General features: G+C 71.0%; 12 protein-coding genes. All 12 read left to right on the top strand.

Going from position 1 to position 12,555, the window contains the following annotated elements; all coding sequences use genetic code 11:
* The first annotated feature begins 11 nt into the window (after positions 1-11).
* The 12 genes from SSNG_RS06780 to SSNG_RS06725 all read left to right on the top strand — a co-directional run bounded on the left by SSNG_RS06780 (position 12) and on the right by SSNG_RS06725 (position 12,502).
* Positions 12-554, top strand: a complete 543-nt coding sequence (locus SSNG_RS06780) for a membrane protein (RefSeq protein WP_042800642.1) — start codon at positions 12-14, stop codon at positions 552-554.
* A 135-nt stretch (positions 555-689) separates the two neighbouring features.
* Complete coding sequence (pdxS, locus tag SSNG_RS06775) at positions 690-1,607, top strand: pyridoxal 5'-phosphate synthase lyase subunit PdxS (RefSeq protein ID WP_007263067.1); 918 nt, start codon at positions 690-692, stop codon at positions 1,605-1,607.
* A gap of 8 nt (positions 1,608-1,615) precedes the next feature.
* Complete coding sequence (gene pdxT, locus SSNG_RS06770; RefSeq protein WP_007263066.1) at positions 1,616-2,206, top strand: pyridoxal 5'-phosphate synthase glutaminase subunit PdxT; 591 nt, start codon at positions 1,616-1,618, stop codon at positions 2,204-2,206.
* A 57-nt stretch (positions 2,207-2,263) separates the two neighbouring features.
* Positions 2,264-3,016, top strand: a complete 753-nt coding sequence (locus SSNG_RS06765) for a YebC/PmpR family DNA-binding transcriptional regulator (RefSeq protein ID WP_007263065.1) — start codon at positions 2,264-2,266, stop codon at positions 3,014-3,016.
* A gap of 120 nt (positions 3,017-3,136) precedes the next feature.
* On the top strand, positions 3,137-3,676 hold the full coding sequence (ruvC, locus tag SSNG_RS06760) for a crossover junction endodeoxyribonuclease RuvC (RefSeq protein WP_007263064.1): 540 nt from the start codon (positions 3,137-3,139) through the stop codon (positions 3,674-3,676).
* On the top strand, positions 3,673-4,302 hold the full coding sequence (ruvA, locus tag SSNG_RS06755) for a Holliday junction branch migration protein RuvA (RefSeq protein WP_007263063.1): 630 nt from the start codon (positions 3,673-3,675) through the stop codon (positions 4,300-4,302). The genes ruvC and ruvA overlap by 4 nt, the downstream gene beginning before the upstream one ends.
* Positions 4,303-4,535: 233 nt before the next feature.
* Positions 4,536-5,597, top strand: a complete 1,062-nt coding sequence (gene ruvB, locus SSNG_RS06750) for a Holliday junction branch migration DNA helicase RuvB (protein WP_042800641.1) — start codon at positions 4,536-4,538, stop codon at positions 5,595-5,597.
* 164 nt (positions 5,598-5,761) lie between these two features.
* Positions 5,762-6,205 carry a preprotein translocase subunit YajC gene (gene yajC / locus SSNG_RS06745; RefSeq protein ID WP_042800639.1) on the top strand — a complete coding sequence of 148 codons (444 nt, stop codon included), beginning with the start codon at positions 5,762-5,764 and terminating at the stop codon, positions 6,203-6,205.
* A 150-nt stretch (positions 6,206-6,355) separates the two neighbouring features.
* Entirely contained in the window at positions 6,356-8,167 is a 1,812-nt protein-coding gene (gene secD / locus SSNG_RS06740) for a protein translocase subunit SecD (protein WP_042800638.1), read from the top strand.
* Between the two features lie 3 nt (positions 8,168-8,170).
* The gene (secF, locus tag SSNG_RS06735; RefSeq protein WP_007263059.1) at positions 8,171-9,226 is read left to right on the top strand and encodes a protein translocase subunit SecF; all 1,056 of its coding nucleotides are present in this window, start codon (positions 8,171-8,173) and stop codon (positions 9,224-9,226) included.
* Positions 9,223-9,780 (top strand): adenine phosphoribosyltransferase, encoded by a 558-nt coding sequence (locus SSNG_RS06730; RefSeq protein WP_007263058.1) that lies wholly within the window; start codon positions 9,223-9,225, stop codon positions 9,778-9,780. Before secF ends, SSNG_RS06730 begins: the two co-directional genes overlap by 4 nt.
* Positions 9,781-10,075: 295 nt before the next feature.
* A complete protein-coding gene (locus tag SSNG_RS06725) occupies positions 10,076-12,502 on the top strand; it encodes a bifunctional (p)ppGpp synthetase/guanosine-3',5'-bis(diphosphate) 3'-pyrophosphohydrolase (protein ID WP_007263057.1) in 2,427 nt (808 codons plus the stop codon).
* The last annotated feature ends 53 nt before the right edge of the window (positions 12,503-12,555 follow it).

The raw sequence follows: 12,555 nt of genomic DNA, 5'->3' as shown, positions 1-12,555 counted from the left end.
TGTCGCCGCCCGTGATCGAAAACCTTGTCTGGATCGCGGTGGCGCTCGCCGTCGTCGGGGTCTACCTCAGCTGGACCGCCGGGCGGCTGGACCGGTTGCACACGCGGATGGACGCCGCCCGGGCCGCACTCGACGCGCAGCTCGTGCGGCGGGCTTCCGTGGTGCTGGAGGTGGCCACCTCCGGGGCGCTGGACCCCGCGTCCTCGCTCGTGCTGTACGAGGCCGCGCACGCCGCGCGGCAGGCCGAGGAGGAGTACCGGGAGGTCGCCGAGAGCGAGCTCAGCCAGGCGCTGCGGGCGGTGTTCGCCGACGCGGACCAGGTGGAGGTGCTCAAGGCCGCCCCGGGCGGGGTGGAGGCGGCCGAGGAGCTGGCCGCGGCGGTGCGCCGGGTGCCCATGGCGCGCCGGTTCCTCAACGACGCCGTACGGGCCGCCCGCGCGCTGCGCCGCCACCGGAAGGTCCGATGGTTCAGACTGGCGGGACACGCGCCGTTCCCGCTGGCCTTCGAAATGGACGATGAGCCTCCGGTGGACCTCGCGGACCGCCCCGCCTGAGGTTCATAGGGCCGCGGGGGACAAATGAAAGAGCCACCGGCTCCACATTGGCCCTTGTAGTGGACTGGTCGGTGGGGTTTTCTCAGCGAGTAACACCCGTCTTCCCTTCGCGTTCGTTTCGAGTGAGGTCAACCCGTGAGCACGCTTCCCACCTCTTCCCAGTCCGCTGAGTCGGCGATCGGCACCTCCCGCGTCAAGCGCGGCATGGCCGAGCAGCTCAAGGGCGGCGTGATCATGGACGTGGTCAACGCCGAGCAGGCGAAGATCGCCGAGGACGCCGGCGCCGTGGCCGTCATGGCCCTGGAGCGGGTCCCCGCCGACATCCGCAAGGACGGCGGCGTGGCCCGCATGTCCGACCCGAACATGATCGAAGAGATCATCGAGGCCGTCTCCATCCCGGTCATGGCCAAGTCCCGCATCGGCCACTTCGTCGAGGCCCAGGTCCTCCAGTCCCTCGGCGTCGACTACATCGACGAGTCCGAGGTCCTGACCCCGGCCGACGAGATCAACCACTCGGACAAGTGGGCCTTCACCACCCCCTTCGTCTGTGGCGCCACCAACCTGGGCGAGGCCCTGCGCCGCATCGCCGAGGGCGCGGCCATGATCCGCTCGAAGGGCGAGGCCGGCACCGGCAACGTCGTCGAGGCCGTCCGCCACCTGCGCCAGATCAAGAACGAGATCGCCCAGCTGCGCGGCTACGACAACAACGAGCTGTACGCCGCCGCCAAGGAGCTGCGCGCCCCGTACGAGCTCGTCAAGGAGGTCGCCGAGCTCGGCAAGCTCCCCGTCGTGCTGTTCTCCGCCGGTGGTGTCGCCACCCCCGCCGACGCCGCCCTGATGCGTCAGCTCGGTGCCGAGGGCGTCTTCGTCGGCTCCGGCATCTTCAAGTCCGGCGACCCGGCCAAGCGCGCCGCCGCCATCGTGAAGGCCACCACCTTCTTCGACGACCCGAAGGTCATCGCGGACGCGTCCCGCAACCTGGGCGAGGCCATGGTCGGCATCAACTGCGACACCCTCCCCGAGGCCGAGCGCTACGCCAACCGCGGCTGGTAGTCACTGCCATGACCACCCCCGTTATTGGTGTCCTGGCCCTCCAAGGCGACGTACGGGAGCACCTGATCGCCCTGGCCGCGGCGGACGCCGTGGCCAGGCCGGTCCGGCGTCCCGAGGAGCTCGCCGAGGTCGACGCGCTGGTGATCCCCGGCGGCGAGTCCACGACCATGTCGAAGCTCGCCGTGCTCTTCGGCATGCTGGAGCCGCTGCGCGAGCGCGTGCGCGCCGGCATGCCCGTCTACGGCACCTGCGCCGGCATGATCATGCTCGCCGACAAGCTGCTCGACGGCCGTGAGGACCAGGAGACGCTCGGCGGCATCGACATGATCGTGCGCCGCAACGCCTTCGGCCGCCAGAACGAGTCCTTCGAGGCGCGGATCGACTTCGCGGGCATAGACGGCGGCCCCGTCGAGGGCGTCTTCATCCGCGCCCCCTGGGTCGAGTCGGTCGGCGCCAGCGTCGAGGTGCTCGCCACGTACGACGGCCACACGGTCGCCGTGCGCCAGGGCAACGTCCTGGCGACCTCGTTCCACCCCGAGCTGACCGGCGACGATCGCGTGCACGCGTACTTCGTCGACATGGTGCGCGCAGGGCTGTGACACGCTCCCGGTAGGATCGGCGACGAACACTGTTGGTTACGCGAAGGAGACAGGCGGATGTCCGGCCACTCTAAATGGGCTACGACGAAGCACAAGAAGGCCGTGATCGATGCCAAGCGCGGCAAGCTCTTCGCGAAGCTGATCAAGAACATCGAGGTCGCGGCCCGTATGGGCGGCGCCGACATCGACGGCAACCCGACGCTCTTCGACGCCGTTCAGAAGGCCAAGAAGCAGTCGGTCCCGAACAAGAACATCGACTCCGCGGTCAAGCGCGGCGGCGGCCTCGAGGCCGGCGGCGCCGACTACGAGACGATCATGTACGAAGGCTACGGCCCCAACGGCGTCGCGGTGCTCATCGAGTGCCTCACCGACAACCGCAACCGTGCCGCCTCCGACGTCCGCGTCGCCATGACCCGCAACGGCGGCTCCATGGCCGACCCGGGCTCGGTCTCGTACCTGTTCAACCGCAAGGGCGTCATCCTGCTGCCCAAGGCCGAGCTCACCGAGGACGACGTCCTGGACGCGGTCCTGGAGGCCGGCGCCGAAGAGGTCAACGACAACGGCGAGACCTGGGAGATCATCAGCGAGGCCACCGACCTGGTCGCGGTCCGCACCGCGCTCCAGGAAGCCGGCATCGACTACGACTCGGCCGACTCCAGCTTCGTCCCGACCATGCAGGTCGAGCTCGACGAAGAGGGCGCGCGCAAGATCTTCAAGCTGATCGACGCGCTGGAGGACAGCGACGACGTGCAGAACGTCTTCGCCAACTTCGACGTCTCGGACGAGGTCATGGAGAAGGTCGACGCCTGACCGGCGCCGCACCCTCCGCTCTTCCCCGGCGGGCCGACAGGACACACCCTGTCGGCCCGCCGTCGCATTGTCGGTGCGGGCGGATAGCCTGCACGGACAGGTGTCGGAAGAGGGGGCGGAGTGCGCGTACTGGGTGTGGACCCGGGGCTGACCAGGTGCGGCGTCGGCGTGGTCGAGGGAGTCGCCGGGCGGCCGCTGACCATGATCGGCGTCGGGGTGGTGCGGACGCCCGCCGACGCCGAGCTGGGGCAGCGGCTCGTCGCGATCGAGGCGGGCATCGAGGAATGGCTCGATGCGCACCGTCCCGAGTTCGTCGCCGTGGAGCGGGTCTTCAGCCAGCACAACGTGCGCACCGTGATGGGAACCGCCCAGGCCAGCGCCGTCGCCATGCTGTGCGCCGCGCGCCGCGGGATACCGGTCGCCCTGCACACCCCGAGCGAGGTCAAGGCCGCCGTCACCGGCAGCGGCCGCGCCGACAAGGCGCAGGTCGGGGCGATGGTGACCCGGCTGCTGCGGCTCGCCGAACCGCCGAAGCCGGCCGACGCCGCCGACGCGCTCGCCCTCGCCATCTGCCACATCTGGCGGGCCCCCGCCCAGAACCGCCTCCAGCAGGCGGTGGTGCAACACGCCGCCTCAGCCTTGAAAGGCCGTACCCGATGATCGCCTTCGTCAGCGGCCAGGTCGCCGCGCTCGCCCCCACTCTGGCCGTCATCGAGGTCGGCGGGGTGGGCATGGCGGTGCAGTGCACGCCGAACACCATCGCGGGGCTCCGGGTGGGCGAGCCGGCGAGACTGGCCACCTCCCTGGTCGTGCGGGAGGACTCGCTGACCCTGTACGGCTTCGCCGACGACGACGAACGCCAGGTGTTCGAGCTGCTCCAGACCGCGAGCGGGGTCGGCCCCCGGGTGGCCCAGGCGATGCTCGGGGTGCACACCCCGGACGCGCTGCGGGTGGCGTTCGCCGCGGGGGACGCGAAGGCACTGACGGCGGTGCCGGGGATCGGGCCGAAGGGGGCGCAGAAGCTGCTGCTGGAGCTGAAGGGGAAGCTGGGTGCGCCGGGTGGCGTGGCGGTCGGTGCGCAGCGCGCGCCCGCGGCGGCGGGGCCGGCGCCGTGGACGGAGCAGCTCACCGCCGCGCTGATCGGGCTGGGGTACGCGTCGCGGGACGCGGAGGAGGCGGTGTCGGCGGTGACGCCGCAGGCCGAGGCGGCCATTGCCTCCGGCGGGTCGGCGCCCGTTCCGCAGCTGCTGCGGGCCGCGCTCCAGTCCCTGAACCGGGCCCGCTGACGGGTTCCCGCCGCGTGGGGCGAGGTCCCCTACCCGCCCTTCGCCGGTTCCCCGGGGCTGCGCCCCGGACCCCCTGGGGGCTCCGCCCCCGGACCCCCGCGCCTCGAACGCCGGCGAGGCTGGATCCTCCAGCCCGCGCGGCGTTCGAGCGCCCAGCGCAGCCCCGCGCCCCCGGACCGGCACCGGCCCACCCGGCCCACCACCCAAACGACGCAGAAGGCAGACTGAACACCGTGAACTGGGACGACGAGAGCGACGACCGGATCGTGGCGGCCGCCGCCGACGGGGAGGACACCGCCGTCGAGGCGGCGCTGCGCCCGAAGGACCTCGGCGAGTTCGTCGGCCAGGAGAAGGTCCGCCAGCAGCTGGACCTCGTGCTGAAGGCCGCCCGCCAGCGCGGCGCCACCGCCGACCACGTGCTGCTGTCCGGCGCGCCCGGCCTCGGCAAGACCACCCTCTCCATGATCATCGCCGCCGAGATGGGCGCGCCCATCCGGATCACCTCCGGCCCCGCCATCCAGCACGCCGGGGACCTCGCCGCGATCCTGTCCTCCCTCCAGGAGGGGGAGGTCCTCTTCCTCGACGAGATCCACCGCATGTCCCGGCCCGCCGAGGAGATGCTGTACATGGCCATGGAGGACTTCCGCGTCGACGTGATCGTCGGCAAGGGCCCCGGCGCCACCGCCATCCCGCTGGAGCTGCCGCCGTTCACCCTCGTCGGGGCGACGACCCGGGCCGGCCTGCTGCCCCCGCCGCTGCGGGACCGCTTCGGCTTCACCGGGCACATGGAGTTCTACGCCCCCGCCGAGCTGGAACGCGTCGTCCACCGCTCCGCCGGCCTGCTCGACGTCGAGATCGACACCGCCGGCGCCGCCGAGATCGCCGGCCGCTCCCGCGGCACCCCCCGCATCGCCAACCGGCTGCTGCGCCGCGTGCGCGACTACGCGCAGGTGAAGGCCGACGGGGTGATCACCCGTGAGGTGGCCGCCACCGCCCTCCAGGTGTACGAGGTGGACGCGCGCGGACTCGACCGGCTCGACCGGGCCGTGCTGGAGGCGCTGCTCAAGCTGTTCGGCGGCGGTCCCGTCGGGCTGTCCACCCTCGCCGTCGCCGTGGGGGAGGAGCGCGAGACGGTCGAGGAGGTCGCCGAGCCCTTCCTGGTCAGGGAGGGGCTGCTCGCCCGTACCCCGCGCGGCCGGATCGCGACCCCCGCCGCATGGGCCCACCTGGGGCTCGTCCCGCCCCAGCAGGGCGGCGGCGGAACAAGCGGACAACAGGGCCTGTTCGGGGCCTGACGGCGCGGAGGTTCGACCGGTCAGGAACTGCGGTGCCATGCTGGGCGTTGTTCCATCGGTGCGGACTCGCCTAGACTCCGCCGATGCCGACCCTTCGGGTCGGCGTGCCCACCCCCGTAGAAATGGCCGCTCCCCGGCGCGGCCGTGCGAAGGATCCTCGTCCCGTGAACAACATCAGCTTCTTGCTCCCGTTCATCGTGCTCATCGGGGCGATGTTCCTGATGACCCGGTCCGCCAAGAAGAAGCAGGCCCAGGCCGCTCAGATGCGTGACCAGATGACGACCGGCACCGGCGTGCGCACCATCGGCGGCATGTACGCCACGGTCAAGGAGATCGGCGAGGACACCGTCACCCTCGAGGTGGCCCCCGGTGTCCACGCGGTCTACGCGAAGAACGCCATCGGCGCCGTGCTGGAGGACGCCGAGTACAACCGGATCGTCCACGGCTTCTCCGAGGCCCCGGAGGGCGACGCGCCCGTCGTCCCCGACGACGCCTCCTCGCTGACCGAGGGCGACGCCCCCAAGCTCGACCTGGGCAAGAAGGACGAGCCCAAGGGCGACGACCAGCCGAAGGACGGCAAGACCGACGGCGAGCCCGGCGCCAAGTAGCGGCCGGCAGGGACCGCGGTGGTGTCCGACCGGCATCCGCCGCGGTTCCCGCAGTGAACTTCTGCGGGGGGCAGGGGTCCCCACCACACATTTCGTGGCCGTCCGCGCGCTGACCCGGCGCGGGACGGTTGGACAGGGAGAAACGACAAGGTGGCAGCACCGAAGAAGGGCCGGCGGCCCACGGGGGCTCAGGGGAGGCCGGGGCGCGCCCTGGCCATCATCCTGATCGCGATGGTGGCGCTCACCGCGGGGATGTTCCTCACGAAGCAGACGACGCCCCGCCTGGGCATCGACCTCGCCGGCGGTACGAGCATCACGCTCAAGGCCAAGAGCGAGCCCGGCAAGCCGGACGCCGTCAACGAGACCAACATGAACACGGCGGTCGGCATCATCGAGCGCCGCGTCAACGGTCTCGGCGTCTCGGAGGCCGAGGTCCAGACCCAGGGCCGCGACCACATCATCGTGAACATCCCCAAGGGGACGAACGAGCAGCAGGCCCGCGAGCAGGTCGGCACCACCGCCCAGCTGTACTTCCGCCCCGTGCTGGCCTTCGCCGACGGTGCCCCCGCCGCTCCCGAGCCGAAGCCGAGCACGTCCGCGAGCTCGTCCCCGAGCCCCTCCGCGAGCGGTTCCGGCGCCCCGAAGACCGAAGGCTCCAAGCCCTCCGCGTCGGCCACCCCGTCGTCCAGCGCCACTTCCCAGGGCCGTGTGCTCAGCGAGGCCCTCAAGGCCCCGGGCACCCCCACTCCCTCGCCCTCGGCGAGCGAGTCGAAGAAGGCAGACGACAGCAAGGCCACGCCCTCCGCCTCGGCCCCGGCCCCCGCGCCGACCCCGTCATCCGACCCGGCCCTCGCGAACCTGCAGACGAAGTTCGCCACGCTGGACTGCACCAAGGAGGACCAGCGCACCGCCGCGGGCCAGGGCGTCAAGCCCGAGGACCCGATGGTCGCGTGTGGTCAGCGCGGCAACCAGTGGGGCAAGTGGATCCTCGGTCCGGCCCAGGTCGCCGGCACGGACGTGAAGGACGCCAAGGGCGTCATCGACCAGCAGCGCGGTCAGTGGATCGTCACCATGCAGTTCACCGACAAGGGCGCCGACAAGTTCGCCAAGATCACCGGTGAGCTGGCCACCAAGCAGTCCCCGCAGAACCAGTTCGCGATCGTGCTCGACGGAGAGGTCATCTCCGACCCGTCCGTCAGCCAGGCGCTGACCGGCGGCAACGCCGAGATCTCCGGCGGCTTCACCCAGCAGTCCGCGCAGGACCTGGGCAACATGCTCTCGTACGGCGCCCTGCCGCTGTCCTTCCAGGAGGACAGCGTCACCACCGTCACCGCCGCGCTCGGCGGCGAGCAGCTGAAGGCCGGCCTCATCGCCGGCGCCATCGGCCTCGCGCTCGTCGTGATCTACCTGCTGGTGTACTACCGCGGCCTGGCCTTCATCGCGATCGTCAGCCTCCTGGTCTCCGCGATCCTCACCTACACGATCATGGCTCTGCTGGGCAAGGGCATCGGCTTCGCCCTGAACCTGCCCGCCGTCTGCGGTGCGATCGTCGCGATCGGCATCACCGCCGACTCGTTCATCGTGTACTTCGAGCGCATCCGCGACGAGATCCGCGAGGGCCGCACGCTGCGTCCGGCCGTCGAGCGCGCCTGGCCGCGTGCCCGCCGCACCATCCTGGTCTCCGACTTCGTGTCGTTCCTCGCCGCCGCGGTGCTCTTCATCGTCACCGTCGGCAAGGTCCAGGGCTTCGCCTTCACGCTGGGTCTGACGACCCTCCTCGACGTGGTCGTGGTGTTCCTGTTCACCAAGCCGATCATGACCCTGCTGGCCCGTACGAAGTTCTTCTCCGGCGGACACCCGTGGTCCGGGCTGGACCCGAAGCGGCTGGGAGCCAAGCCGCCGCTGCGCCGGTCCCGCCGCAGCGCGCCCGTTCCCGCCCCCGTCGACGCAAAGGAGGCGTGAGAGATGTCGAAGCTGGGAGATCTCGGCGCCAGGCTGTACCGCGGTGAGGTCGGCTACGACTTCGTCGGCAAGCGCTTTCTCTGGTACGGCGTTTCCATCCTGATCACCATCACGGCGATCGTGGCCCTGGCCGTACAGGGCCTCAACATGGGCATCGAGTTCAAGGGCGGCGCCGTCTTCACCACCCCGAAGACGGCCGTCTCCGTCGCCCACGCGACCGAGAGCGCGGAGAAGGCCTCGGGCCACGACGCGATCGTCCAGGAGCTCGGCACCGGCGGCCTGCGCATCCAGATCTCCGGTCTGGACACCGACTCCGCCGCCTCCGTGAAGAAGCAGCTCGGCACCGACCTCAAGGTCGACGCGGCCCAGATCAACGCCGACCTGGTCGGCCCGAGCTGGGGCGAGCAGATCGCCAACAAGGCCTGGACCGGCCTCGGCGTCTTCATGGTCCTCGTGGTGATCTACCTCGCCATCGCCTTCGAGTGGCGGATGGCCGTCGCCGCGCTGATCGCGCTGATCCACGACCTCACCATCACCGTCGGCGTGTACGCGCTGGTCGGCTTCGAGGTCACCCCGGGCACCGTGATCGGTCTGCTCACCATCCTCGGCTACTCCCTCTACGACACCGTCGTCGTCTTCGACGGTCTGAAGGAGGGCTCGAAGGACATCACCAAGCAGACCCGCTACACCTTCAGCGAGATCGCCAACCGCAGCATCAACGGCACGCTGGTCCGCTCGATCAACACCACCGTCGTCGCGCTGCTCCCGGTCGCCGGCCTGCTCTTCATCGGCGGCGGCTTCCTGGGCGCCGGCATGCTCAACGACATCTCGCTGTCGCTGTTCGTCGGCCTCGCGGCCGGTGCGTACTCCTCGATCTTCATCGCGACCCCGCTGGTCGTGGACCTGAAGGAGCGCGAGCCGGCGATGAAGGCGCTGACCAAGCGGGTGCTCGCCAAGCGCGCCGCCGCGGCCGCCAAGGGCGAGGACCCCGCGGGCGCCGACGGGGACGACACCCCGCAGGTCGTGGCCCAGGGCGGCCAGGGGAGGCGGCGCCGGTGACCGCGCCCTCTTCCACGCCCGAACTCCGCGAGCTGCTGCTCGGCCGGATCAAGGACGTCCCGGACTACCCGAAGCCGGGCGTGGTGTTCAAGGACATCACCCCGCTGCTCGCCGACCCGAAGGCCTTCGCGGCGCTGACGGAGGCGCTGGCGGAGCTGGCCGTCCGGTACGGCGCCACCAAGATCGTCGGCCTGGAGGCGCGCGGGTTCATCCTCGCCGCCCCGGTCGCCGTCCAGGCGGGCATCGGCTTCATCCCCGTACGCAAGGCCGGCAAGCTGCCGGGCGCCACGCTCGCGCAGTCGTACGAGCTGGAGTACGGCACCGCCGAGATCGAGGTCCACGCGGAGGACCTGTCGGCCGGTGACAGGGTCATGGTCATCGACGACGTCCTCGCGACCGGCGGTACCGCCGAGGCGTCGCTGGAGCTGATCCGGCGGGCCGGTGCCGAGGTGGCGGGGGTGGCGGTCCTGATGGAGCTGTCCTTCCTCCCCGGCCGGGAGAAGCTGGCCCCGGCCCTGGGCGATGCTCCGCTGGACGCGCTGATCGTGGTCTGACGTCTGCTCTGCCGATGCGGCGGGTGCCCGGGATGTTCCGGGTGCCCGCCGTTTTCGTGTGCGGCGCCGCTGCCGGGGGCTCTGCCCCCGGACCCCCGCGCCTCAAACGCCGGCGGGGCTGGTTTCAGCCGGTGCCGGAATACAGGCGGGCCGGAGCGGGCCTGGGGCTGCGTCCCAGTGGGCGGCCGAGGAGAACGGGGCGGCGGAACCCTCGCTACCATGGGTTATCCGGACCTGACCGGGGCCCCGGACACTCCCCCAGACTCCGTCAGGGGGGCCCGCCAGAGGAGCGCTCTTGCCAGACGAGGTCCAGCCGCCACTCTCCGCCGCACAGCCCGACCCGAAGGCCGACCCGGCCGCGGCGGCCGCGGCCACGCCCCCGCCGGCCCCGCCGGTCAAGCCCGTTCCGGCCAGGCCGGCCGGGTCCTCCAACCGGGTGCGCGCCCGGCTGGCGCGCCTCGGTGTGCAGCGTTCCAACCCGTACAACCCGGTACTGGAACCCCTGCTCCGCATAGTCCGCAGCAACGACCCGAAGATCGAGACGGCGACGCTGCGCCAGATCGAGCAGGCCTACCAGGTCGCCGAACGCTGGCACCGCGGCCAGAAGCGCAAGAGCGGCGACCCGTACATCACCCACCCGCTCGCGGTGACCACCATCCTCGCCGAGCTCGGCATGGACCCGGCCACCCTGATGGCGGGCCTGCTGCACGACACCGTCGAGGACACCGAGTACGGCCTGGAGCAGCTCCGCCGCGACTTCGGCGACGCCGTGGCCCTCCTCGTCGACGGCGTCACCAAGCTCGACCGGGTCAAGTTCGGCGAGGCGGCCCAGGCCGAGACCGTCCGCAAGATGGTCGTCGCCATGGCCAAGGACCCGCGCGTCCTGGTCATCAAGCTCGCCGACCGCCTGCACAACATGCGCACCATGCGCTACCTCAAGCGGGAGAAGCAGGAGAAGAAGGCCCGCGAGACCCTCGAGATCTACGCGCCGCTGGCCCACCGCCTCGGCATGAACACGATCAAGTGGGAACTGGAAGACCTCGCCTTCGCGATCCTCTACCCCAAGATGTACGACGAGATCGTGCGGCTCGTCGCCGAGCGGGCGCCCAAGCGCGACGAGTACCTCGCCCTCGTCACGGACGAGGTGATGGTCGACCTGCGCGCGGCCCGGATCAAGGCCACCGTCACGGGCAGACCCAAGCACTACTACAGCGTCTACCAGAAGATGATCGTCCGCGGCCGTGACTTCGCGGAGATCTACGACCTGGTGGGCATCCGCGTCCTCGTGGACACCGTCCGGGACTGCTACGCGGCCCTCGGCACGGTGCACGCGCGCTGGAACCCGGTCCCCGGCCGGTTCAAGGACTACATCGCGATGCCCAAGTTCAACATGTACCAGTCGCTCCACACGACGGTCATCGGGCCCAGCGGCAAGCCGGTCGAACTCCAGATCCGCACCTTCGACATGCACCGCCGCGCCGAGTACGGCATCGCCGCGCACTGGAAGTACAAGCAGCAGACCGTCGCCGGCGCCTCCAAGGTCCGCACCGACGTCCCGCAGGCCGCCAAGGGCAGCGCCGGCCAGGACACCGTCAACGACATGGCCTGGCTGCGCCAGCTGCTCGACTGGCAGAAGGAGACGGAGGACCCGGGCGAGTTCCTCGACTCGCTGCGCTTCGACCTCTCCCGCAACGAGGTCTTCGTCTTCACCCCCAAGGGCGACGTCATCGCGCTGCCCGCCGGCGCGACCTCCGTGGACTTCGCGTACGCGGTCCACACCGAGGTCGGACACCGCACCATAGGGGCGCGGGTCAACGGGCGGCTCGTACCGCTCGAATCGACCCTGGACAACGGCGACCTGGTCGAGGTGTTCACCTCCAAGGCCGAGGGCGCGGGCCCGTCCCGCGACTGGCTCGGCTTCGTCAAGTCGCCGCGGGCCCGCAACAAGATCCGCGCCTGGTTCTCCAAGGAGCGCCGCGACGAGGCCATCGAGCACGGCAAGGACGCCATCGCGCGGGCCATGCGCAAGCAGAACCTGCCGATCCAGCGCATCCTGACGGGCGACTCCCTCGTCACCCTGGCGCACGAGATGCGCTACCCGGACATCTCGTCCCTGTACGCGGCGATCGGCGAGGGCCACGTGGCCGCGCAGGGCGTCGTGCAGAAGCTGGTGCAGGCCCTCGGCGGCGAGGAGGCCGCCAACGAGGACATCGAGGAGAGCGTCCCGCCGTCGCGCGCCCGCACCAAGCGGCGCGGCAACGCCGACCCGGGTGTGGTCGTCAAGGGCGTCGACGACGTGTGGGTGAAGCTGGCCCGCTGCTGCACCCCGGTGCCGGGCGACCCGATCATCGGCTTCGTCACCCGCGGCAGTGGCGTATCGGTTCACCGGGCCGACTGCGTCAACGTCGACTCCCTCTCCCAGCAGCCCGAGCGGATGCTGGAGGTGGAATGGGCGCCGACCCAGTCCTCCGTCTTCCTGGTGGCCATCCAGGTCGAGGCGCTGGACCGGTCCCGGCTGCTGTCGGACGTCACCCGGGTCCTGTCGGACCAGCACGTGAACATCCTCTCGGCGGCCGTGCAGACCTCCCGCGACCGGGTGGCGACCTCGCGGTTCACCTTCGAGATGGGCGACCCCAAGCACCTGGGGCACGTCCTGAAGGCCGTACGCGGTGTCGAGGGCGTCTACGACGTGTACCGCGTCACCTCGGCCCGCAGGCCGTAGCGGAAGCGCAAGCGGAAGCCGAAGCCGGAAGCGCGAGTGGGCGCCACCCCCGA

The organism is Streptomyces sp. C (genome assembly GCF_000158895.1).
Classification (GTDB): domain Bacteria; phylum Actinomycetota; class Actinomycetes; order Streptomycetales; family Streptomycetaceae; genus Streptomyces; species Streptomyces racemochromogenes.
The sequence above is the reverse complement of the archived record's forward strand: the minus strand, read 5'-3'. Positions and strand labels throughout refer to the sequence as shown.